Here is a 21110-nt window from a genome sequence, read left to right on the forward strand (position 1 = left end):
GACGACGCGATGGTGGATAAGGTTTTGACGGCGAATCGTTTGGCGGACGGCATCTCCGTCTGGCTGGACGCCTCCGGCAAGTGGGTGGAGTCGCTTCAGGACGCCTTCGTCGCCCGTCACGCCGAGGCTGTGGCCGCACTCGAAGCGACCGGCAAGCGCTCGTTCGACGATAACGAGGTCGTCGACGTCAACGTCGTCGATGTCGAGGAGGCCGACGGCATACTCCGGCCACTGCGCATGCGCGAACGCATCCGTGCCGAGGGGCCGTCTATTGTCTATGCGCCCGGATATCATGGGCTTTCCGGCCCGAAGAATTTTGCTGCCTGAGGAACCGAACACCCATGTATCGTTACGACGAATTCGATCACGCCTTCGTTTCCGCACGTGTCGAGCAGTTCCGCGACCAGGTAGAGCGGCGGCTCTCGGGCGAACTGGCCGAGGATGCCTTCAAGCCGCTGCGGCTGATGAACGGCGTCTATCTGCAGCTCCACGCCTATATGCTGCGCGTCGCCATTCCCTATGGCACGCTGTCGAGCCGTCAGATGCGCATGCTCGCGCATATCGCCCGCAAATACGACCGTGGCTATGGGCACTTCACCACGCGCCAGAACATCCAGTACAACTGGCCACGCCTTTCCGACACGCCGGACATCCTCAAGGAACTGGCGAGCGTCGAGATGCATGCGCTGCAGACCTCCGGCAACTGCATCCGCAATGTGACGGCGGACCATTTCGCGGGCGCCGCGGCCGATGAAGTCGCCGATCCGCGCCCCTATGCGGAAATCCTTCGCCAATGGTCGAGTGTCCATCCGGAGTTCTCCTTCCTGCCGCGCAAGTTCAAGATCGCCGTTACCGGCGCCGAGCGCGACCGCGCCGCGATCCAGGTGCACGACATCGGCCTGCATCTGAAGAAGGATGAGAATGGCAAGCTCGGTTTTGCCGTCTATGTCGGCGGCGGGCAGGGCCGTACCCCGATGATCGCCAAGAAGATCCGCGACTTCCTGCCGGAGGAGGATCTTCTCTCCTATACGACGGCGATCATGCGCGTTTACAACCTTTATGGCCGGCGCGACAACAAGTACAAGGCGCGCATCAAGATCCTGGTGCACGAGACGGGCGCAGAAGAGCTGGCCCGCCAGGTCGAAGCCGAATTCGCCAGCCTCAAGGACACGGAACTGAAGCTGCCCGACGCCGACATCCAGGCGATCGCCGCTTATTTCGCGCCGCCGGCACTGCCGGAACGGTCGGAAGGCTGGGGCAATCTTGCCCGCTGGAAGAAGGCCGATGCGGCCTTCGATCAATGGGTTCGGCAGAACGTCCAGCCGCACAAGCACCCGGACTACGGGATGGTGACGATCTCGCTGAAGCCGATCGGCGGCATTCCGGGCGACGCCAGCGACGTCCAGATGGATGCGGTTGCCGATATTGCCGAGGAATACGCCTTCGACGAGGTCCGCGTCAGTCACGAGCAGAACCTGATCCTGCCGCATGTGGCGCTCGCCGACCTGGAGCCGGTCTATCGGGCGCTCGTCGCCGCCGGCCTCGCGACGGCGAATGCCGGGCTGATCACCGACATCATCGCCTGTCCCGGCCTCGACTACTGCGCGCTCGCCAATGCGCGCTCCATTCCGGTCGCGCAGGAGATTTCCAGCCGCTTCGGAGCGCCTGAACGGCAGGCTGAAATAGGTGAGCTCAAGATCAAGATTTCCGGCTGCATCAATGCCTGCGGCCACCATCATGTCGGCCATATCGGTCTGCTCGGCGTTGAGAAGAAGGGCGCGGAGCTCTACCAGATCACGCTTGGCGGTTCGGGGGATGAGAACACCTCGATCGGCGAAATCATCGGCCGTGGCTTTGAGCCGGAGAAGGTGACGGATGCGGTCGAGACGATCGTCGATACCTATCTCGGGCTTCGCCGGGACAAGGCCGAAACCTTCCTCGAAGCTTATCGCCGTGTCGGTCCGCAGCCTTTCAAGGATGCCCTTTACGGCGGCGGCGCCCAGGAAGCCGCGTGATAGAAGCCGCTGAACAGGAATAGAACGATGACGAAAATCTGGAAAGAAAGCGGTTTCGTGAACGATGACCCCTGGGTCGTCGAGAGCGAGGAGACGAAGGCGGGGTCGAACGAGAAGGCGATCGTCGGCCTTGATCTCTTCCTGGAGCAGGCTGCGGCCGGCGGCTCTGGCCTGGGCGTCTTGATTTCACCCGCCGATGACGTCGCCAGTCTGGCGCCGCATCTCGACCGGATCTCTCTGGTGGCCGTGGCGTTTCCGGCCTTCAATGACGGACGCGCCTTCAGCCATGCGTCGCTGCTGCGCACGCGGCTTGGCTTCGAGGGCGAAATACGGGCTGTCGGCGATGTGCTGATCGATCAGATCCCGCTCATGCTGCGCTGCGGCATTGACAGCTTCGCGGTCACCAATGCAACGGCGATCAAGCGGCTTGGGGAAGGGCGGCTGCCGGGTATCGAAAATCACTACCAGCCGACGGCGAAGCCGTCTGCAAACACCAGTTCCTACAGCTGGCGCCGGGTCTCCTGAAAAAATCGTCCCGCGACAGTGTGAAGCAAGGCGAAATCCTCGAAAGCGACCTATATTTGGAAGGGAATTGCTTTCAATTGGCCGAGCCTTGGAATATCCGCTTGTACTTGATAGAAAGCGTCACCATTACAGGACTGAAGCCACGATGAATGCTCCGGCAAAAAAGGAAGATTTCGCGGTCCAGGCACCGGCGGGTGTCTTCGTCGAAACGGTCACGAGCGTCGAGCACTATACGGACCGGCTCTTCCGCTTTCGCATGACGCGCCCGCAGGAGTTTCGCTTTCGCTCCGGCGAATTCGCGATGATCGGCCTGATGGTCGGGGAAAAGCCCGTCTACCGCGCCTATTCGGTCGCTAGCCCCGCCTGGGACGAGGAACTGGAGTTCTTCTCGATCAAGGTGCCAGACGGCCCTCTGACCTCGCACCTGCAGAAGATCAAGCCCGGTGACCAGGTGCTGATGCGCAAGAAGCCGACGGGCACGCTGGTGCTCGACGCGCTCGTGCCCGGCCGTCGTCTCTATATGTTCTCGACCGGCACGGGCATCGCTCCCTTTGCGAGCCTCATCCGCGATCCGGAGACCTACGAGAAGTTCGAGGAAGTTATCCTGACGCACACCTGCCGTGAGGTGGCGGAACTGAAATACGGGTTCGATCTGATCGAGGAAATCCGCAATCATGAATTCCTGAGCGAGATCGTCGGCGACAAGCTGCGCCACTATGCGACTGTGACCCGCGAGGATTACCCCTTCCAGGGGCGCATTACGGATCTCATGACCAACGGAAAGTTCTTCGCCGATCTCGGCCTGCCGCCGATTGACCCGGCCGTCGACCGCGGCATGATCTGCGGCTCCACCGCCATGCTCAAGGACACGAAGGAAATCCTCGAGGCCGCTGGCCTGACCGAAGGTGCCAACAACAAGCCGGCGGAATTCGTCATCGAGCGTGCCTTCGTCGGCTGATCGGCGAGCGAAAGCGTGCAATTGAGAACGAGGCGCATCTCACAATGCGCCTCGTTTGCGTTCGGCGCTGCCATGCGCGCAATGGCGCAAGGGGCGCTGCATCGCGGCGAGGGAGACACGCAACCACGTCCGCGCGGCAAGTAAAACGGCCTGTCTCGGGGAGACAGGCCGACTTGTTCGATCCTGTCAGCCTGATCTCAGTGCAGGATCTGGCTCAGGAACAACTTCGTCCGCTCGTGCTGCGGATTGTCGAAGAATTCGGCCGGCGAATTCTGTTCGACGATCTGCCCTTGATCCATGAAGATCACGCGGTTGGCGACCTGACGCGCAAAACCCATTTCATGGGTCACGCAAAGCATGGTCATGCCTTCTTCCGCGAGGCCCACCATCGTGTCGAGAACTTCCTTGACCATTTCCGGATCGAGCGCCGAGGTCGGCTCATCGAAGAGCAGGATCTTCGGACGCATGCACAGCGAGCGGGCGATCGCCACGCGCTGCTGCTGACCGCCCGAGAGCTGGCCCGGATATTTGTGCGCCTGCTCGGGAATTTTGACGCGCTTGAGGAAATGCATCGCGATTTCCTCGGCCTCCTTCTTCGGCGTCTTGCGCACCCAGATTGGCGCCAGCGTGCAGTTTTCCAGAATCGTCAGATGCGGGAAGAGGTTGAAGTGCTGGAAGACCATGCCGACCTCGCGGCGCACTTCGTCGATCTTCTTGAGATCGTTGGTAAGTTCGATGCCATCGACGACGATCTTGCCCTTCTGATGCTCCTCCAGGCGATTGATGCAGCGGATCATCGTCGACTTGCCGGAGCCCGAAGGGCCGGCAATGACGATACGCTCGCCGCGCATCACTTTGAGGTTGATGTCACGCAGGACGTGGAAATCACCATACCACTTGTTCATGTTGGTGATTTCAATTGCCACGTCCGTCGCCGAGACGGTCATTTTTGAAGCGGCAGCATTTGCCATGTGTATTCCCCTATTATCGTTGGCTCTTATCGAGCAGACGTTCCATGAAGCCTGAATAGCGCGACATGCCGAAGCAGAAAAGCCAGAAGACGAAACCCGCGAAAATCAGGCCCGTCAACGGCGTGACGGCGGATGCCCAGTTCGTGTCCGTGAAGTTCAGGCGAACGATCCCGAGCAGATCGAACATACCGATGATCGACACGAGCGAGGTGTCCTTGAAGAGACCGATGAAGGTGTTGACGATGCCCGGAATGACCAGTTTCAGCGCCTGCGGCAGCACGATGAGGCCCATCTTCTGCCAATAGCTGAGGCCGAGCGAATCGGCGCCCTCGTATTGGCCCTTCGGAATGGCTTGCAGCCCGCCGCGCACGACTTCCGCCATATAGGCCGAGGCAAACAGCGATACGCCGATCAGGGCGCGGAGGAACTTATCGAAGGTGACTCCCTGCGGCAGGAACAACGGCAGCATCACGCTCGCCATGAACAGAACCGTGATCAGCGGAACGCCGCGGACGATCTCGATGAAGACCGTGCAGAGCATCTTGATCACGGGCATGTTCGATCGCCGCCCGAGTGCGAGCAATATGCCGAGTGGCAGCGAAACCGCGATCCCGACGAAGGACAGGACGAGGGTCACCATGAGGCCGCCCCAAAGCGGCGTCTCGACAAAGGTCAGGCCGAGCCATCCGCCAGGGAGCAGGATGGTGGCGATGATCGGCAGCACGGCCAGGAGCAGAACCGCGTTCAGTCCCTTGTACGGAACCTTCGGGATCAGCATCGGCACGAGGAACAGGACGAACAGAACGCCGACCAATGCAGGACGCCAGCGTTCCTCGAGGGGATAGCGGCCAAAGAGGAATTGATCGAACTTGGCGCTGACGAAGGCCCAGCAGGCCCCGCTCCACCCGTCCGGCTGCGAACCGCCCTGGGCGAGGGTGGCGCAAACACCGCGGCCGCCGCCGGTCCAGGCGGCGTCGATGAAGAGCCATTGGATCGCCGGCGGAACGATCCATGCCAGGACGAGCAGGCTGATGATCGTCAGGGCTGTATCCTTCGGCGTCGCGAAGAGATTGGTCCTCAGCCAATGAACGATACCGCTTTCCCTGGACGGAGCCGGGGCGGCCTCGATCATCGAAGCACGAACGAAAGTTGCCTGATGCGTGCTCATGATCTTACCTCTCCACCAGCGCCATGCGCGCGTTGTACCAGTTCATGAACAGCGCGGTTGCGAGGCTCAGGCTGAGATAGACGATGAGCCAGATGCTGACCACTTCGATGGACTGGCCGGTCTGGTTGAGAATGGTTCCCCCGACGGCGACGAGGTCCGCGTAACCGACGGCGACCGCCAGCGACGAGTTCTTGGTGAGATTGAGATATTGGCTGGTCAACGGCGGAATGATGATACGCATCGCCTGCGGCACGATCACCAGGCGCGTTGTCAAGGCAGGACGGATGCCGAGCGCATGGGCCGCTTCCGTCTGTCCCTTCGAAACCCCGCGGATACCCGCCCGGACGATCTCGGCGATGAACGCTGCCGTATAGAAGGACAGGGCGAGGAAGAGCGATATGAATTCCGGTCCCACGACCGACCCGCCCGTCAGGTTGAACTTGCCTGCGACGGGCACATCGAAGCTGAGCGGTGCGCCGGTTGCGAGGAAGGTTACGAGCGGCAGGCCGATCACGAGCCCGAGAACGGTCCAAAGGAGCGGAAAGCGCTGTCCGGTTGCCATCTGCCTCTGGCGCGCATAGCGCGCGACGATGAAACTCGCCGCGATGGCGATCAGTAAGGCCAGGAGCGTGTATCCCGCACCTTCTCCGGCGATCGGCCTCGGGAAAGCGACGCCGCGATTGCTCAGGTAGACATCGAAGGGCAGGGCGAGTGCTTCCCGTGCCTGAGGCAATATCGACAGAACGCCGCTATACCAGAAGAAAATGACGAGCAACGGCGGGATGTTGCGAAACACCTCGACATAGGCCAGCGACAGTTTCGCGATGATCCAGTTGTGCGAAAGGCGGCCGATGCCGATGATGAAGCCGATGACAGTGGCAGTAATGATGCCTGTGACTGCCACGAGCAATGTGTTGACGAACCCAACCAGCAACGCGCGACCGTAGGAGGAGTCGCTGCTGAACGCAATCAGAGATTGCCCAACATCGAAGCCCGCGCGGCTGTTCAGGAAACCATAGCCGGATGCGATATTCGCGCGCCTCAGGTTCTCGACCGTGTTGTCGACGATCCAATAGATGAGAACCGAGAGAATGATGACGGTAAGTGCCTGGTAGAATATTCCGCGTACCTGAGGATCGTTGATGATCGATCCGGAGGATCTGATCCTTTCAGGCGCATTCGTGACGCCAATGGCCATGCAATGCCTCTTTCCCCAATCCGCCCTTTGCGGGCGTTCTTATCGTTGAAAACGGAGGAGCGCCGTAGACCGCTCCTCCGCGATTCGTAAAGGCCGATCAGCGAACCGGTATCGCGTACTGGAGGCCGCCCTTCGTCCACAGAGCGTTCAGGCCGCGCTCGATCTTCAGCGGGCTGCCTGCACCGATGTTGCGGTCGAAGATTTCGCCGTAGTTGCCAACAGCCTTGACGACGTTCACCGCCCATTCGTTGGTGAGGCCGAGGTCGGTGCCGATCTTGCTGTCGGCCTCGACGCCGAGGAAGCGCTGGACGTCCGGGTTGGCCGATTTCTTCATTTCCTCGACGTTGGCCTGCGTGATGCCGAATTCCTCCGCCTGAACCAGCGCGTAGTGAACCCAGGTGACGATGTCGAACCACTGGTCATCGCCCTGGCGGACGGCCGGGCCGAGCGGCTCCTTCGAGATGATTTCCGGCAGGATTATGTGATCGTCCGGGTTGGAGAGCGTAAGGCGAAGCGAATAGAGGCCGGACTGGTCGGTCGTGTAGACGTCGCAGCGGCCGGCATCGTAGGCGGCATTCACTTCTTCGAGCTTCTCGAACACCACCGGGTTGTACTGAAGGTTGTTCGCCTTGAAATAGTCGGCGAGGTTCAGTTCGGTGGTCGTGCCGGTCTGCACGCAGACGGCTGCACCGGAGAGCTCGAGTGCCGACTTCACGTCGAGGCCCTTGCGAACCATGAAGCCCTGGCCGTCATAGTAGTTGACCGGGCGGAAGTTGAAGCCGAGCGCCGTGTCGCGGTTGATCGTCCAGGTGGTGTTACGAGCGAGAACGTCGACTTCGCCGGACTGCAACGCCGGGAAACGCTCCTTCGCGGATGTCGGGGTGTACTTCACCTTCGTGGCGTCTCCGAAGATGGCAGCCGCAATGGCCTTGCAGTAATCGACGTCGAAGCCGCTCCAGTTGCCGGCGGCGTCGGGTGCTGCGAACCCGGCGAGGCCCGTGTTGACACCGCACTGGACGAAGCCCTTTGCCTTCACATCGTCAAGGGTAGCAGCCGATGCAGCGTTTGCGCCAATCCCCATGACAGCAGCGCCTACAAGGGCCGTCAGAATTCTTCTTGCCATTTTTTGAACCTTTTCGGTTGTCGTTAGTTCCCGTCTGCACAATTGGTGCGCCCATAGCGCGTGCAGCCTCAGCCACCCTCCTGGCGTGAGTGCAGTCTATCTCATGCCCAAATTCCATGAGGGTCAAGAGAAGATGCCGATTTTCTGCTTTTTCATGTGAAAAACGTGAAATGCGCCAGAAGTTTAGGCACTTTTCCGCAAAAACCGATGAGTTCTGAGCAAAAAGCCGCCAGTTGCGCATGATCTGGGTTTCGGCGTGAAACGCACCGAATCCCCTTGACCAGGCGCAGGCTGCGTTCGATGAGTTGGCATCGAGTTTCAAAAGCGGGTTTCCCAATGGCAGACAAGATGAGTGCGCGCGACGGCATGGGTATCAACACCCTCCTTGCGCATACCGGCAATAATCCTCACGACTACCATGGCTTCGTCAATCCGCCGGTGGTGCATGCTTCGACCGTGCTGTTCCCGAACGCGAGAACCATGGAAACGCGGGCGCAGAAATACACCTACGGAACGCGAGGCACGCCGACGACCGATGCGCTTTGCAATGCCATAAACGAGCTTGAGGGGGCGGCAGGAACGATTCTCGTTCCGTCCGGGCTCGCGGCCGTGACCGTGCCCTTTCTTGCCTATCTTTCATCTGGCGACCATGCGCTCATCGTCGACTCGGTCTATTTTCCGACGCGGCATTTTTGCGACACGATGCTGACCAGGCTCGGCGTGACGGTCGAATATTACGATCCGATGATCGGCGCCGGAATCGAGAAGCTGGTGAGGCCGAACACGCGGCTGGTCCATACGGAAGCGCCGGGATCGAATACCTTCGAGATGCAGGATATTCGGGCGATTGCGGACGTCGCGCACCGCCACGGTTGCATCGTGACCATGGACAACACCTGGGCAACGCCGCTCTATTTTCGGCCGCTCGAGCATGGCGTCGACATTTCGATCCATGCCGCGACCAAGTATCCGTCCGGCCACTCGGACGTGCTCCTCGGAACGGTGTCCGCCAATGCGGCGCATTGGCCGGCCCTGAGCGAGGCGATGGTGACGCTCGGCGTTTGCGTCTCGCCGGACGACAGTTACCAGATCCTGCGCGGTCTGCGCACGATGGGACTTCGCCTCGAGCGGCATCAGGAAAGCGCTCTTGCGATCGCCAACTGGCTCGAAGGCCGTGAAGAGGTTGCACGCGTGCTGCATCCGGCGCTGCCGAGCTTCCCCGGGCACGAGCTGTGGAAGCGCGACTTTGGCGGCGCAAGCGGCATCTTCTCATTTGTGTTGAGGGCCGATCCTGAGAAGATGAAGGCAAAGGCCCATGCCTTCCTCGATGCGCTCTCGATTTTCGGCCTTGGCTATTCCTGGGGCGGTTTCGAAAGTCTTGCCGTTCACGTGAACCTCGCCGACCGCAAGATTGCGAAGGCGCCCTCGGAAGGCCCGGTGATCCGATTGCAGATCGGGCTGGAGGACGTTCAGGACATCCGTCGCGACATCGAGGCGGGCTTTGCCGCGGCAAATGCGGTCTGAGGGATAGACTGGATCAAAGGAGTGCGGGCAAGAGCTGCGCCCGCACTTCCTTAGCCCCGTCGCCCTTAGGCGCCGTAGCCGTAGAGCCAATCCAGATCGGCGGCGAGCGCCTCCGGGCTCCTGAGGGAGAGGATCAGGTCTCGCCCGATTCTCAAGGGGCCGCGGGCGTGGTAGGCGAAGTGATTGAAGGCGCCGCGGCTGCGGACGCGGTTGATCCGGGGCTTGCGGCTGCCCTCATAGCGCGCAAAGGCGGACGCAGGATCGGCGCACCCGGCGAGGCACTCGGCAAGTTCGCGGGCATCCTCGATCGCCATCGCTGCGCCCTGTGCCGCGAACGGCGTCATCGCATGCGCGGCATCGCCTATGAGAACGATATCGCGCCCGTTGTGCCATGCGCCTTCGCCGACCGTGGAAAGAGGCCAATAGGTCGCGGACGCGGCATTTTCGAGCATCGAAAGCAGGCTGGGGTGCCAGCTCTCGAACGCCGCGGCAAGGACCCGTAGCCGCTCTTTTGAATTGTTGCCCGCCCATGCTTCATCGGTCGGGCTGCCACCCGCGATTGCAACGATGTTGAAACTGTCTGCTTCCCGGATCGGGTAGGCGACGAGATGTGCGTTTGGCCCGAGGAAGGCCGTGACGCGATCGCCCGACAGGCACTCCGCCGCTTGCGCCCGGGGGACCATCAGCCGCCAGGCGACATTACCGGAAAAACGGACGGAGCCTGCCCCGGGGATGGCGGCTCGCACCTTCGATCGGATGCCGTCCGCGCCGACAATCGCTGCCGGGCGCCGCCCGATTGCATCGGCGATTGTCTCCGCCGGGTTCCCTGCAATGCTCTTTCCAAGATGGAGGTGGCAGCGAGGCTCTTCCAGTAACGCATCAAGAAGAATTCGCTGCAGACTGGCGCGATGGAGCACGCCATAGGGTGCGGCCCAGCGGCTGCGGGCGTCGATACCCGCAGGCACGCGCGCAAGCGGGCGCAGGGAGCACCCATCCACAAGCTCGATCGCCACGGGCTCGCTCCACACCGCCTGGAGTTCCGGAAGCAGGCCGAGCTCGATCAGTATTCGGGACGCGTTCGGTGAGAGCTGCAGTCCGGCGCCGACTTCCTCGAGCGCCTCGGCCTGTTCGAGGACATCCGCTTCAAATCCCTGTCGCGCAAGACAGAGAGCCGTTGTCAGGCCGGCGATGCCGGCACCGACGATCGCGATCGGTCCCCTGCCGTGCATCGACGCCGCGCCGACAGCCGCGGAAGGATCAGGCGGCCTTGTTTTCGAAGAGGCAGCCCGGCGGAATGGTTTCCGTCGCCTGCAGCGATGGATTGTAGCGGTAGAGCGTCGAGCAATAGGAGCAGACCTTCTCGTTCTCGTCGCCCATGTCGACAAAGATATGCGGATGATCGAAGGGAATGGATGCGCCGGTGCACATGAATTCCTTCACGCCGATCTCAATGACCCGGTGCCCGCCGTCGTTCTGGAAATGGGGGATGCTGTGGCCGGCCATGTCTTAGCTCCGATATGCAAGTCTTTAGGTCGATTTTGCCGGCACCATAGTGAGCTTTGGCGCAAATGTGTAGCAGCAAACATGACGCGCCTGTGGTTTTTGGACAGCGGGGCTTTTCGCTCACGGCATTACCACCTAGTTTGCCGGAAAAATTGGAACACGCCCCAGGAACCGAGATGGACTTGAACCCGCCGCCATTCTCACACTTCGTACATGACGGACTGGAAATCGCCTATTTCGACGAGGGTGAGTCGTCTGGCGATCCGATCCTGCTCATCCACGGCTTCGCTTCGAGCGCGAATGTCAACTGGGTGTTCCCGGGCTGGCTCAAGACTTTGGGCGATGCCGGCTATCGGGTGGTCGCCCTCGACAATCGGGGCCACGGCGCAAGCAGCAAGCCTCACGATGCCTCTCTCTATCATCCGCCCCGGATGGCCGGCGACGCGGCCGCACTCCTCCATCATCTCGGCATCAGCGAGGCGCACGTGATGGGTTATTCGATGGGTGCTCGGATCTCCGCTTTCCTGGCGCTCGCGCATCCGCACCGCGTCCGCTCGATCGTCTTCGGCGGGCTCGGGATCGGCTTGGTCACCGGCGTCGGGGATTGGGATCCGATTGCCGGCGCGCTCCTTGCGCCGTCGCTCGAGGACGTGACGCACGAACGCGGCCGCATGTTTCGCGCCTTTGCTGACCAGACGAAAAGCGATCGCCGAGCGCTTGCCGCCTGTATATCGACCTCGCGCGATCTGATTTCGGTGGAGGATATCGGGCGCATAGACGTGCCGGTCCTGATCGGCGTCGGAACGAAGGACGACATTGCCGGATCGGCCGAGGAACTTGCCGCACTCATGCCGCACGCCAAGGCGCTGGACATTCCGGGGCGCGACCACATGCTGGCTGTCGGCGATCGGGTATTCAAGAAGGCGGTGCTCGATTTCCTCGCGGAGGTCGGGCGGGCATAGCCGCCTGTCAGACACCTTTGAAGGCGCTGGCCATTTATGTCGGCGGGGAAATGCCCTATATAATGCCCCATCGACGGCGCAGACCTCAAACTTGTCGGGAAGGAGCGCGACCATGGTCGCAAAGACCGAAGTTCGTCATGCGGAATCGCTGAAGGCGATCGACCCCATTTGGGATAGCCTGCGCGAAGAGGCGCGTATGGCCGCCGAGCGCGACCCGATGCTTGCTGCCTTCCTTTATTCGACGGTCGTCAATCAGCACTCGCTGGAAGAAAGCGTGATCTACCGCATCTGCGAGCGGCTGGACCATCCCGACCTGCAGGCAAATCTCTTGCATCAGACCTTTTCCGAAATGCTCGACGACTGGCCCGAATGGGGAACGATTCTGCGCGTCGATATCCAGGCCGTCTACGACCGCGATCCCGCCTGCACGCGCTTTCTCGAGCCGGTCCTTTACTTCAAGGGTTTCCATGCGATCCAGACGCATCGTCTCGCACATTGGCTCTGGAACCGCGGGCGAAAGGATTTCTCCCTCTATCTGCAGAGCCGCTCCTCCAGCGTCTTCCAGACGGACATCAATCCCGCAGCCCGCATCGGACGCGGCATCTTCCTCGACCACGCGACCGGTCTTGTCGTCGGCGAGACCGCCGTTATCGGCGACAACGTGTCGATCCTGCACGGGGTGACGCTTGGTGGCACCGGCAAGGAAGGCAGCGACCGCCATCCGAAAATCGGCGACGGCGTGCTGATCGGCGCAGGTGCGAAGATCCTCGGTAATATCCACATCGGTCATTGCTCGCGCGTGGCAGCGGGTTCGGTGGTGCTGAAGCCGGTGCCGCCGAAGACGACGGTGGCGGGGGTTCCGGCAAAGGTCGTGGGCGAAGCCGGATGCTCCGAACCGTCGCGCCAAATGGACCAGATCCTGACGAGCTTCGAAATCTGAGCAGCCTCCGCAAGAGTGTCTGGTTTGCGAGCAGAAGTTGCCGCAAACAAGGGAATCGAAGCAGACCGCCGAGATCTCCACAGCCGGCCAGCGCCGGAGTGGCTTTACACCTGGCGATGTCGCATGCGAGAAGCGCCGCAAATCAACGGCTACGGAGAATAGATTTGAAGCCCGAAGAGATCCGCAAGCTTGAGGCTTATCTCAAGCGCACCTTCAACCAGTCCATGGTCGTCAAGGCTCGCCCAAAAAAGGATGAATCCGCAGAAGTCTATCTGGGAGACGAATTCCTCGGGGTCGTTTTCCGTGACGAGGAGGATGGCGAGCTTTCCTACAATTTCTCGATGGCGATCCTGGATATCGATCTTTAGTTCGCCATGGTTTTGGGGCCGGATCGAGCTAAATCACAAGCGTGATTTTTCTCCAATCAGCCCCAAAATTTCCGCCTTTCTCTGGTATCCGATCTGAGCAATTAGGTCGGGCTTTTCTTCGTAAAGTCATACTTATGGCTTTGACGGAGGAGTCGCTGAGAACGAGGGTACTTTCGTCAAGCTCTGCAGGAAGTGCTTTTGCGGTGCACACTCTTGCCTTGACTTTTTGTGCGCCGCACATAGACTTTTCCCGCACTCTGCCCCACACGAAAAGGAGACGCCCGATGTTTAACTTCGATGACGCCAATAAAAGGAGCAAGGAAGCGATGGACGTGGCCGTTAAAAGCTACTCCGCTCTGACCAAGGGTTTTCAGGCGATCGCGACCGAAGCTGCGGACTATTCGAAGAAGACCTTCGAAGATGGAGTTGCGCATATCGAGAAGCTCTCCAACGCAAAGAGCCTCGAGGCCGCCTTCGAACTTCAGACGAATTATCTGAAGTCGAGCTATGAAAATTTCGTCGGCGAGGCGACGAAGATCGGTGAAATGTATGCCGATCTCGCCAAGGATGCCTACAAGCCCTACGAGGCTCCGGTTGCAAAGACTGCCGCTCAGGTCAAGTCTGCTGCCGCCGCCTGAAAACGGGCGATCGAGTTTTGAGAAAGGCCGGTCGCGGATGCCGCGGCCGGCCTTTCGGTTTTTGGTTGCCGCTACAGCCCGTATGGGACACAAGCGCCGCGGCAGAATTTTCACCAATCTTGTGCTTCGCCATGCGAATATGATTGCAGTGCGTCGCGCCGGCCTTAAAATCCAAGAACGAACCATTAGATTAAGGGCAAGCAGGCCGCAGCCATGTTGATGGGCTCAGGCCGGTGAGGGAATGGAATAGAATGATCGCCAAGCCGGTCCGGATGCAGAAGGGAAGCGAAGGCGATGGAGGCGGGCCGAGCCGTGGCACCTCCGTCATCACACGCACCAAGCAGAAGACCAAGAAGCCGAGTTTGTACCGCGTTCTGCTTTTGAATGACGATTACACGCCGATGGAATTCGTCGTCCACATTCTGGAGCGCTTCTTCCAGAAGGACCGGGAAGAGGCAACACGCATCATGCTTCATGTCCACAACCACGGCGTTGGAGAATGCGGCGTCTTCACCTACGAGGTCGCCGAAACCAAAGTGACGCAGGTGATGGATTTCTCCAGGCAGCATCAGCATCCGTTGCAATGCGTCATGGAAAAGAAATGAGGAATTTAACGTGCCAACATTTTCGCCCAGCCTCGAAAAGGCGCTGCATCAGGCACTGACTTTTGCTAACGAGCGCCATCACGAATATGCGACGCTCGAGCACCTGCTGCTGGCATTGATCGATGATCCCGATGCGGCGGCTGTAATGGGCGCCTGCAATGTCAACCTCGACACGCTCCGCAAGACCGTTACCGATTACGTCGACAATGAATTGACGAACCTGGTGACCGGTTATGACGAGGATTCGAAGCCGACCGCCGGCTTTCAACGCGTGATCCAGCGTGCCGTCATTCACGTGCAATCGTCCGGCCGCGAGGAAGTGACGGGAGCCAACGTCCTCGTCGCCATTTTCGCCGAGCGCGAGAGCCATGCGGCCTATTTCCTGCAGGAGCAGGAGATGACCCGCTATGATGCGGTCAATTTCATCTCGCACGGCATCGGCAAGCGAGCGGGCAGTTCGGAGTCGCGGCCCGTCCGCGGTGCCGAGGATCAGGATTCCGAGCAGAAGGCATCGCGAGAGAGCGAGGAAGCCGGCCCGAAGAAGCAGCAGGACGCGCTTACGGCCTACTGCGTGAACCTCAACGAGAAGGCGAAATCGGGCAAGATCGACCCGTTGATCGGCCGCAATGCCGAGGTCAACCGAACGATCCAGGTGCTTTGCCGCAGGTCCAAGAACAATCCGCTTTATGTGGGCGATCCGGGCGTCGGAAAGACGGCGATTGCCGAAGGGCTGGCCAAGCGCATCGTCGAAAAACAGGTGCCGGAGGCGCTTCAGGACGCGACGATCTTCGCCCTGGACATGGGGACGCTGCTCGCCGGCACGCGCTACCGCGGCGATTTCGAAGAACGGCTGAAGCAGGTTGTCAAGGAGCTCGAGGAGTATCCCGGAGCCGTCCTCTTCATCGACGAGATTCATACCGTCATCGGCGCCGGTGCAACGTCCGGCGGCGCGATGGATGCGTCGAACCTATTGAAGCCGGCGCTCTCCACCGGGGCAATCCGCTGCATCGGATCGACGACCTATAAGGAATATCGCCAGTTCTTCGAGAAGGACCGGGCGCTCGTCCGTCGTTTCCAGAAGATCGACGTCAACGAGCCGACGATCGCCGACACGATCGAGATCATGAAGGGCCTGAAACCCTATTTCGAGGGGTATCACAACCTCAAATACTCGAACGAGGCGATCCGGGCTGCCGTCGAGCTTTCCGCCCGCTACATCAATGATCGCAAGCTTCCCGACAAGGCGATCGATGTCATCGATGAATCGGGGGCGGCCCAGATGCTGCTTCCGGTGAGCAAGCGCCGCAAGCTGATCACCGAGAAGGAGATCGAAGCGACGATCGCCACGATGGCGCGCATTCCGCCGAAGACCGTTTCCAAGGACGACGAGGCGGTTCTCGCCAATCTGGAAAAGGAACTGCGGTCGGTCGTCTACGGGCAGGATCTGGCGATCGAGGCGCTTGCCTCGTCGATCAAGCTTGCCCGCGCTGGCCTGCGCGAGCCCAACAAGCCGATCGGCTGCTATGTCTTCTCCGGCCCGACCGGCGTCGGCAAAACCGAGGTGGCCAAGCAACTGGCGGTTTCGCTCGGTGTCGAGCTGCTGCGTTTCGATATGTCGGAATACATGGAGCGGCATACGGTTTCCCGGCTGCTCGGCGCACCGCCCGGCTACGTCGGCTTCGATCAGGGCGGCCTTCTGACCGACGGCGTCGACCAGCATCCGCATTGCGTGCTGCTGCTCGACGAGATCGAAAAGGCGCATCCCGACCTGTTCAACATCCTGCTGCAGGTCATGGACCATGGCTCGCTGACGGACCATAACGGCAAGAAGATCGACTTCCGCAACGTCATCCTGATCATGACGACGAATGCGGGTGCCTCGGACATGGCTCGGCCGGCCATCGGCTTCGGTTCGACCAAACGGACGGGCGAGGATATCGAGGCGCTGAATCGGCTGTTCACACCGGAATTCCGCAACCGTCTGGATGCGGTGATCCCGTTCAACTCGCTGCCGACGCCCGTCATCCATCAGGTGGTGCAGAAGTTCGTCATGCAGCTCGAAACCCAGCTTGCCGAGCGCAACGTCACCTTCGACCTCGCGCCGGAGGCCATCGCCTGGCTGGCCGAGAAGGGCTACGACGAAAAGATGGGTGCGCGTCCGCTGGCACGTGTCATCCAGGAGAACATCAAGAAGCCGCTTGCAGATGAAATCCTGTTCGGCAAGCTCAAGAAGGGCGGCGTCGTCAAGGTGACGATCGGGACGAAGGAAGACGGCAGCAAGGGGCTTATCCTGGAGGCCGTGCCGGAGACGGCGCCGATCAAGCCGAAGGCGGAGGTGTCACGCCCCGCCAGGGCCTCCAAGCCGAAGAAGACGGAAGAAAAGGAAACCGTCGCTGCCGACGCGGGCCCGAAAGCGAAGCCGAAGAAGACGGCGTCCAAGTCCGGCCCTTCGGATGCGGCTCCGCTCAAGGGACGGACGGTTCCAAAGGTGCCGCGCAAGAAATAGTGCGATCGCGATGTACAGGCGGTGCCGGATGGTTCAATCCGGCACCGCTTTTTGACATACGGGGTTCCGCTCGATGCCGCGCACTCGAGTTCGAGAGTTTCGTATTACCCCCTCTGCCTACCGACCTGCACCCTCATGGAAGACGCTGAAGACGAACGGTCATCCCTTGCCTGGTTTGTTACCGGAGCAAGGGGCATTTTCAGCCTTCCGGCGGTGATCCTGATGCTCTCCTTCGTCGGCTTCTGTGCGCTGACCGTCCAGGCGGGCATACCGCCGGAGCAGGTGATCTTCATGACCGGGGCGGTCTGGGCCCTGCCGGCGAAAGTCATCCTCGTCAGTTCGATTCTCGGCGGCGCCAGCCTCGCTACGGCCTTCCTGGCGGTTACGCTTTCATCGGTCCGCTTGATGCCGATGGTTGCCGCGCTCGTCCCGGAATTGCGCGGTCCGAGAACGCCAACCTGGCTGCTCCTGGTGCTGTCGCATTTCATTGCGATCACCGCCTGGGTCTTCGCGATGGAGCGGGTCCATGACGTGCCTCGAAACCACCGCGCCACCTTCTTCGCTGGCTTCGGCATCACGCTGGTCGTCGCCAACATGATCCTGGTCGGGGTCGTCTACCACCTCGTTGCGGAGTTCCCGCCGCTCGTTGCCGGTTGCCTGTTCTTCCTGACGCCGGTCTATTTCCTCGCTTCGATCTGGCACTCCGCGCGCCATCCGGTTATCTATGTCGCGCTCGCCGCCGGCCTCGTTGCCGGGCCTTTATGTTATTGGCTCGCTCCGGAGTTCGACATTCTGCTCGCAGGCGTCGGCGGCGGAACAGTCGCCTGGTTCGGCGAACGCCTGTGGCGCCGTCGGCGGGAGGCGAAAACGTGAACTGGATGGAGGGATGGTGGGCCTATGTCTTCATCGCCGTGGGCGGCTGGCTCGCGACGGACATCTGGCGCTGGCTCGGCGTCATTGCAGGCAATCGGCTTCGCGAGGATTCAGAAGCGTTGAACTGGGTGAGGGCGGTGGCGACCGCGCTGGTCGCGGCGGTGATCGCAAAGCTGATTCTCTATCCGACCGGCGTGCTCGCACAGTCGCCGCTGTGGCTGCGGATGGCCGCAGTCATTCTTGGAGCATTCGGTTTCTTCCTTGGCCGGCAGAAGCCGGCGGCAGGAATCGCGACCGCAATCGCCGTTCTGGCCGCCGGACTTTGGTGGCTTGGATTTTGATGGCTTAAATTAGAGCTATTACAGAGCCCGACGGATCTTTTCCGCATTCGCAGCCAGCACGTCGCCGTCTTCCATCTGCCCGGAGTGGGGCCTCAGCGGGACGCCCGCTCGGCGCGGGATGACATGGAAATGCAGGTGGAAGACGGATTGGCCGGCTGGTGCCTCGTTGAACTGCATGATCGTGACGCCGTCGGCGTCAAACGCCTCCTTCGCCGCAATGGCGACTTTCTGGACGGTTGCGATCAGCGCAGGCAGGGTAGCGGGATCCGCGTCGAGGAGGTTGCGGGACGGCGCCTTCGGCATTACCAGGACGTGCCCTTCCGCCTGAGGCATGACGTCCATGAATGCTACCGACGCGTCGTCCTCATAGACGCGATGCGAGGGGATCTCGCCGCGCAGGATCTTGGCGAAGATATTGTTGCTGTCGTAGCCGCTCATGTCTCTTCCTCTTGTCGTTTGGCCATCGGCCGCTGCGTCATTTATCTTGTTGGCGCTCGCCCCTGCGGAATGGTCCGTGCTCGGCAAGATATTCCCCGGTCTCTTCCACATCGCGGCGTTCCTGCTCCAGATAATCCGCCACTGCACGCGCCAGGCCCGGATGAGCGATGAAATGCGCAGAATGGGTCGTCACCGGCATATATCCGCGCGCGAGCTTGTGTTCGCCTTGAGCTCCGGCTTCGACGCGCCTCAGTCCCCTGGCGATCGCGAAATCGATCGCCTGGTGATAGCAGACCTCGAAATGCAGCAAGGGGTGGTCCTCGATGCAGCCCCAGTGCCGGCCGTAAAGCGCGTCTGTGCCGATGAAGTTGATGGCGCCGGCCATATATCGGCCGCCTCGCTTGGCCATCACCAGCAGAATGTCGTCGGCCATCCGCTCACCGATCAGGGAATAGAAGGAGCGGGTCAGATAGGGGCGCCCCCACTTGCGTCCGCCCGTGTCCGTGTAAAAGGCGAAGAATTGATCCCAGATGCCCTCCGTGAGGTCGCTTCCGGTCAGCCAATCGATGGTGATGCCATTCTCGACCGCCGTGCGGCGCTCCTTCTTCAGCGCCTTTCGCTTGCGGGATTGAAGCGTGGCGAGAAAATCGTCGTATGAGTGATAGCCCTCATTGGTGAAATGGAACTGCTGGTCGGTGCGATGCAGGAAACCCGCCCGTTCGAAGGTCGGCAATTCCTCGGGCGGCACAAAAGTTACATGGGCCGAGGAGACGCCGTGGCGACGGGTGAGCTCTTTCAGCCCTGCCACCAAAGCGTCGCGGACAGGCTGGGCAGCGCAGTTCTGTGCAATCAGCAGCCGCGGCCCGGTGACCGGCGTGAAGGGGACGGAACATTGCAGCTTCGGATAGTAGCGGCCGCCCGCGCGCTCGAAGGCGTTCGCCCAACCGTGGTCGAAGACATATTCGCCCTGGCTGTGGTTTTTCATGTAGCAGACGAGCGCACCCCGGAGGAAACCGTCCGCATCTTCCATCAACAGGTGTTGGCCAAGCCATCCCGTCTCCGCCGTTGCCGAACCGGACTCCTCAAGGGCCGACAGATAGGCGTGCGAGAGGAACGGGTTGTAAGGCACGCCGGCATGCTCTTTCGAGGCGCCGGCAAGCCGACCCCAGTTCACCGGCGCAATAGCGGTGAACGAATGTTCGATCCGGATGGTGATCGCGTCTGGCATGAGCCTAACTAATCATGCTCTCCCGCGGATCGAAACCCTCGAATGTCATCTGATCGGCGTGGGCGAAGGTGTGTTCCTTCGCCCGGGCGTCACGCACGGTCCAGGTGACTACGGTGCGGCCGAGGGCGCGCTCCTTGGTGATGAAGGAGTTCGGCAGGTCGCCATAGAAGTAGGAAATGAAGTCGAGGCCGAGCTGCATCGCCTCCTCATGCACGAAGAAGGTCTCCGGCCTCGACCCTTCGGCGGTCAAGCCGAGCGGATAGGGAGCGTCGAGCGCCTTCAGATCCTTGAGCAGCCAATGATCGAAGCTCATCAGCGCAACTTCCCCCTCGTAGCCTTCGAGCGCATCGAGCACGGCCGCCGCAAAGCCTTCGTCGTCGCCCTTTCGGCCCTTGAGTTCGAGCACCAGCGGTACCCGGCCGGCTACGAGGCGGAGCAGTTGCGACAATGTCGGCACCTTGTCCTTCGTGCCGCCGACTGAAAGGAGCCCGAGTTCGGCCGCCGTTTTCGCCCGGACATCTCCCTTCAAGCCGCAGAGGCGCTGCAGGTCGTCGTCGTGGAAGACAACCGGTATGCTGTCAGCAGTGTATTGCAGGTCGCACTCGATCGCGAATCCCGCTTCGACGGCGCGCCCGAAGGCCGATAGCGTGTTCTCCCAGACCTCACGGTTCATGTCGTGGTATCCGCGATGGGCGATCGGCTGGGCTTTGAGCCAGGACGTATCCTTCATGGGGCGCCCCCGGATCAGGCGATTTCGACCACGGCGTCGATTTCGACGGCGGCATTGAAGGGAAGCGAGGCCATGCCGACAGCGGCGCGCGCGTGCTTGCCCGCCTCGCCGAGCACGTTGGCGAAAAGATTCGAGGCGCCGTTGATGACGAGGTGCTGTTCGGTGAATTCCGGAGTGGAGGCGACGAAGCCGTTGATCTTGACGAGGCGGCGAATGCGCCCGAGATCACCGCCAAGAGCGGCCTTCGCCTGAGCGAGGATGTTGATTGCGCAAAGCTCGGCCGCTCGCTGTGCCGCCGCGACGTCAACGTCCTTGCCTACATGGCCGGTCACCGCGACCTTGCCGGCCTCCATCGGCAATTGCCCGGAAATATAGAGCGTCGAGCCAGTAACGAGGTAGGGCACGTAATTGGCCACCGGCGCGACTGCCTGCGGAAGGACAATTCCGAGTTCGTTGAGGCGCGCTTCGATCTCTGCGGACATGGGGGGCTCCGTTG

At 61.0% G+C, this 21110-nt stretch carries 23 protein-coding genes; 13 read left to right on the plus strand and 10 right to left on the minus strand.

Annotated elements, in window-relative coordinates; translation table 11 throughout:
- Positions 1 to 9 precede the first annotated feature (9 nt).
- From J2Z31_RS22035 to J2Z31_RS22050, 4 genes are all read left to right on the plus strand, one after another.
- A complete protein-coding gene (locus tag J2Z31_RS22035; protein ID WP_209604648.1) occupies positions 10 to 327 on the plus strand; it encodes a DUF2849 domain-containing protein in 318 nt (105 codons plus the stop codon).
- 14 nt (positions 328 to 341) lie between these two features.
- Positions 342 to 2015, plus strand: coding sequence for a nitrite/sulfite reductase (locus tag J2Z31_RS22040; RefSeq protein ID WP_209604650.1), 1674 nt, complete (start codon positions 342 to 344; stop codon positions 2013 to 2015).
- Positions 2016 to 2042: 27 nt separating this feature from the next.
- On the plus strand, positions 2043 to 2540 hold the full coding sequence (locus J2Z31_RS22045) for a DUF934 domain-containing protein (protein ID WP_209604651.1): 498 nt from the start codon (positions 2043 to 2045) through the stop codon (positions 2538 to 2540).
- Positions 2541 to 2685: 145 nt separating this feature from the next.
- Positions 2686 to 3498: a ferredoxin--NADP reductase gene (locus tag J2Z31_RS22050; protein WP_209604653.1), complete on the plus strand. Its 813-nt coding sequence runs from the start codon at positions 2686 to 2688 to the stop codon at positions 3496 to 3498.
- A gap of 197 nt (positions 3499 to 3695) precedes the next feature.
- Here J2Z31_RS22050 and J2Z31_RS22055 read toward each other — a convergent pair whose 3' ends face one another.
- From J2Z31_RS22055 to J2Z31_RS22070, 4 genes are all read right to left on the minus strand, one after another.
- Positions 3696 to 4469 (minus strand): amino acid ABC transporter ATP-binding protein, encoded by a 774-nt coding sequence (locus J2Z31_RS22055; RefSeq protein WP_209604655.1) that lies wholly within the window; start codon positions 4467 to 4469, stop codon positions 3696 to 3698.
- Positions 4470 to 4482: 13 nt separating this feature from the next.
- Positions 4483 to 5637: an amino acid ABC transporter permease gene (locus J2Z31_RS22060; RefSeq protein ID WP_209604657.1), complete on the minus strand. Its 1155-nt coding sequence runs from the start codon at positions 5635 to 5637 to the stop codon at positions 4483 to 4485.
- A 4-nt stretch (positions 5638 to 5641) separates the two neighbouring features.
- Positions 5642 to 6835 (minus strand): amino acid ABC transporter permease, encoded by a 1194-nt coding sequence (locus J2Z31_RS22065; protein WP_209604659.1) that lies wholly within the window; start codon positions 6833 to 6835, stop codon positions 5642 to 5644.
- 97 nt (positions 6836 to 6932) lie between these two features.
- Positions 6933 to 7958: an amino acid ABC transporter substrate-binding protein gene (locus tag J2Z31_RS22070; protein WP_209604662.1), complete on the minus strand. Its 1026-nt coding sequence runs from the start codon at positions 7956 to 7958 to the stop codon at positions 6933 to 6935.
- Positions 7959 to 8294: 336 nt separating this feature from the next.
- On the opposite strand from J2Z31_RS22070, the gene J2Z31_RS22075 reads away from it, so the two are divergent.
- The gene (locus J2Z31_RS22075; protein ID WP_234939587.1) at positions 8295 to 9482 is read left to right on the plus strand and encodes a cystathionine beta-lyase; all 1188 of its coding nucleotides are present in this window, start codon (positions 8295 to 8297) and stop codon (positions 9480 to 9482) included.
- A 65-nt stretch (positions 9483 to 9547) separates the two neighbouring features.
- On the opposite strand, the gene J2Z31_RS22080 is transcribed toward J2Z31_RS22075, so the two are convergent.
- Positions 9548 to 10711 (minus strand): FAD-dependent oxidoreductase, encoded by a 1164-nt coding sequence (locus J2Z31_RS22080; RefSeq protein WP_209604665.1) that lies wholly within the window; start codon positions 10709 to 10711, stop codon positions 9548 to 9550.
- Between the two features lie 28 nt (positions 10712 to 10739).
- Complete coding sequence (locus tag J2Z31_RS22085; protein ID WP_209604667.1) at positions 10740 to 10985, minus strand: zinc-finger domain-containing protein; 246 nt, start codon at positions 10983 to 10985, stop codon at positions 10740 to 10742.
- A 176-nt stretch (positions 10986 to 11161) separates the two neighbouring features.
- On the opposite strand from J2Z31_RS22085, the gene J2Z31_RS22090 reads away from it, so the two are divergent.
- The 8 genes from J2Z31_RS22090 (at position 11162) to J2Z31_RS22125 (ending at position 18218) form a co-directional block, all read left to right on the plus strand.
- Positions 11162 to 11947 (plus strand): alpha/beta fold hydrolase, encoded by a 786-nt coding sequence (locus tag J2Z31_RS22090; protein ID WP_209604671.1) that lies wholly within the window; start codon positions 11162 to 11164, stop codon positions 11945 to 11947.
- 112 nt (positions 11948 to 12059) lie between these two features.
- Positions 12060 to 12887 carry a serine O-acetyltransferase gene (gene cysE, locus J2Z31_RS22095; protein ID WP_209604674.1) on the plus strand — a complete coding sequence of 276 codons (828 nt, stop codon included), beginning with the start codon at positions 12060 to 12062 and terminating at the stop codon, positions 12885 to 12887.
- Positions 12888 to 13051: 164 nt separating this feature from the next.
- The gene (locus J2Z31_RS22100) at positions 13052 to 13255 is read left to right on the plus strand and encodes a DUF3126 family protein (RefSeq protein ID WP_003535016.1); all 204 of its coding nucleotides are present in this window, start codon (positions 13052 to 13054) and stop codon (positions 13253 to 13255) included.
- 284 nt (positions 13256 to 13539) lie between these two features.
- On the plus strand, positions 13540 to 13893 hold the full coding sequence (locus J2Z31_RS22105; protein ID WP_209604677.1) for a phasin family protein: 354 nt from the start codon (positions 13540 to 13542) through the stop codon (positions 13891 to 13893).
- 251 nt (positions 13894 to 14144) lie between these two features.
- Positions 14145 to 14498, plus strand: a complete 354-nt coding sequence (clpS, locus tag J2Z31_RS22110; protein WP_209604679.1) for an ATP-dependent Clp protease adapter ClpS — start codon at positions 14145 to 14147, stop codon at positions 14496 to 14498.
- 10 nt (positions 14499 to 14508) lie between these two features.
- Positions 14509 to 17004 carry an ATP-dependent Clp protease ATP-binding subunit ClpA gene (gene clpA / locus J2Z31_RS22115; protein WP_209604682.1) on the plus strand — a complete coding sequence of 832 codons (2496 nt, stop codon included), beginning with the start codon at positions 14509 to 14511 and terminating at the stop codon, positions 17002 to 17004.
- 135 nt (positions 17005 to 17139) lie between these two features.
- Positions 17140 to 17877, plus strand: a complete 738-nt coding sequence (locus tag J2Z31_RS22120; protein ID WP_209604684.1) for an AzlC family ABC transporter permease — start codon at positions 17140 to 17142, stop codon at positions 17875 to 17877.
- A gap of 5 nt (positions 17878 to 17882) precedes the next feature.
- Entirely contained in the window at positions 17883 to 18218 is a 336-nt protein-coding gene (locus tag J2Z31_RS22125; protein WP_209605153.1) for an AzlD domain-containing protein, read from the plus strand.
- 18 nt (positions 18219 to 18236) lie between these two features.
- Here J2Z31_RS22125 and J2Z31_RS22130 read toward each other — a convergent pair whose 3' ends face one another.
- From J2Z31_RS22130 to J2Z31_RS22145, 4 genes are read right to left on the minus strand one after another with little or no spacing between them, the layout of a single operon-like run.
- Complete coding sequence (locus J2Z31_RS22130; RefSeq protein ID WP_209604687.1) at positions 18237 to 18656, minus strand: HIT family protein; 420 nt, start codon at positions 18654 to 18656, stop codon at positions 18237 to 18239.
- Positions 18657 to 18693: 37 nt separating this feature from the next.
- Positions 18694 to 19884: a GNAT family N-acetyltransferase gene (locus tag J2Z31_RS22135; RefSeq protein ID WP_209604689.1), complete on the minus strand. Its 1191-nt coding sequence runs from the start codon at positions 19882 to 19884 to the stop codon at positions 18694 to 18696.
- A gap of 4 nt (positions 19885 to 19888) precedes the next feature.
- Positions 19889 to 20614 carry a glycerophosphodiester phosphodiesterase gene (locus tag J2Z31_RS22140; protein WP_209604692.1) on the minus strand — a complete coding sequence of 242 codons (726 nt, stop codon included), beginning with the start codon at positions 20612 to 20614 and terminating at the stop codon, positions 19889 to 19891.
- Positions 20615 to 20628: 14 nt separating this feature from the next.
- The gene (locus J2Z31_RS22145; RefSeq protein WP_209604694.1) at positions 20629 to 21096 is read right to left on the minus strand and encodes a RidA family protein; all 468 of its coding nucleotides are present in this window, start codon (positions 21094 to 21096) and stop codon (positions 20629 to 20631) included.
- Positions 21097 to 21110: the final 14 nt, after the last annotated feature.

Source organism: Sinorhizobium kostiense (genome assembly GCF_017874595.1).
Lineage (GTDB): Bacteria > Pseudomonadota > Alphaproteobacteria > Rhizobiales > Rhizobiaceae > Sinorhizobium > Sinorhizobium kostiense.

Coding starts and splice junctions, on each gene's coding strand:
- J2Z31_RS22035 (WP_209604648.1), top strand. CDS start 10: ATGGTGGATAAGGTTTTGACGGCGAATCGTTTGGCGGACGGCATCTCC.
- J2Z31_RS22040 (WP_209604650.1), top strand. CDS start 342: ATGTATCGTTACGACGAATTCGATCACGCCTTCGTTTCCGCACGTGTC.
- J2Z31_RS22045 (WP_209604651.1), top strand. CDS start 2,043: ATGACGAAAATCTGGAAAGAAAGCGGTTTCGTGAACGATGACCCCTGG.
- J2Z31_RS22050 (WP_209604653.1), top strand. CDS start 2,686: ATGAATGCTCCGGCAAAAAAGGAAGATTTCGCGGTCCAGGCACCGGCG.
- J2Z31_RS22055 (WP_209604655.1), bottom strand. CDS start 4,469: ATGGCAAATGCTGCCGCTTCAAAAATGACCGTCTCGGCGACGGACGTG.
- J2Z31_RS22060 (WP_209604657.1), bottom strand. CDS start 5,637: ATGAGCACGCATCAGGCAACTTTCGTTCGTGCTTCGATGATCGAGGCC.
- J2Z31_RS22065 (WP_209604659.1), bottom strand. CDS start 6,835: ATGGCCATTGGCGTCACGAATGCGCCTGAAAGGATCAGATCCTCCGGA.
- J2Z31_RS22070 (WP_209604662.1), bottom strand. CDS start 7,958: ATGGCAAGAAGAATTCTGACGGCCCTTGTAGGCGCTGCTGTCATGGGG.
- J2Z31_RS22075 (WP_234939587.1), top strand. CDS start 8,295: ATGGCAGACAAGATGAGTGCGCGCGACGGCATGGGTATCAACACCCTC.
- J2Z31_RS22080 (WP_209604665.1), bottom strand. CDS start 10,711: ATGCACGGCAGGGGACCGATCGCGATCGTCGGTGCCGGCATCGCCGGC.
- J2Z31_RS22085 (WP_209604667.1), bottom strand. CDS start 10,985: ATGGCCGGCCACAGCATCCCCCATTTCCAGAACGACGGCGGGCACCGG.
- J2Z31_RS22090 (WP_209604671.1), top strand. CDS start 11,162: ATGGACTTGAACCCGCCGCCATTCTCACACTTCGTACATGACGGACTG.
- cysE (WP_209604674.1), top strand. CDS start 12,060: ATGGTCGCAAAGACCGAAGTTCGTCATGCGGAATCGCTGAAGGCGATC.
- J2Z31_RS22105 (WP_209604677.1), top strand. CDS start 13,540: ATGTTTAACTTCGATGACGCCAATAAAAGGAGCAAGGAAGCGATGGAC.
- clpS (WP_209604679.1), top strand. CDS start 14,145: ATGATCGCCAAGCCGGTCCGGATGCAGAAGGGAAGCGAAGGCGATGGA.
- J2Z31_RS22120 (WP_209604684.1), top strand. CDS start 17,140: ATGGAAGACGCTGAAGACGAACGGTCATCCCTTGCCTGGTTTGTTACC.
- J2Z31_RS22125 (WP_209605153.1), top strand. CDS start 17,883: ATGGAGGGATGGTGGGCCTATGTCTTCATCGCCGTGGGCGGCTGGCTC.
- J2Z31_RS22130 (WP_209604687.1), bottom strand. CDS start 18,656: ATGAGCGGCTACGACAGCAACAATATCTTCGCCAAGATCCTGCGCGGC.
- J2Z31_RS22135 (WP_209604689.1), bottom strand. CDS start 19,884: ATGCCAGACGCGATCACCATCCGGATCGAACATTCGTTCACCGCTATT.
- J2Z31_RS22140 (WP_209604692.1), bottom strand. CDS start 20,614: ATGAAGGATACGTCCTGGCTCAAAGCCCAGCCGATCGCCCATCGCGGA.
- J2Z31_RS22145 (WP_209604694.1), bottom strand. CDS start 21,096: ATGTCCGCAGAGATCGAAGCGCGCCTCAACGAACTCGGAATTGTCCTT.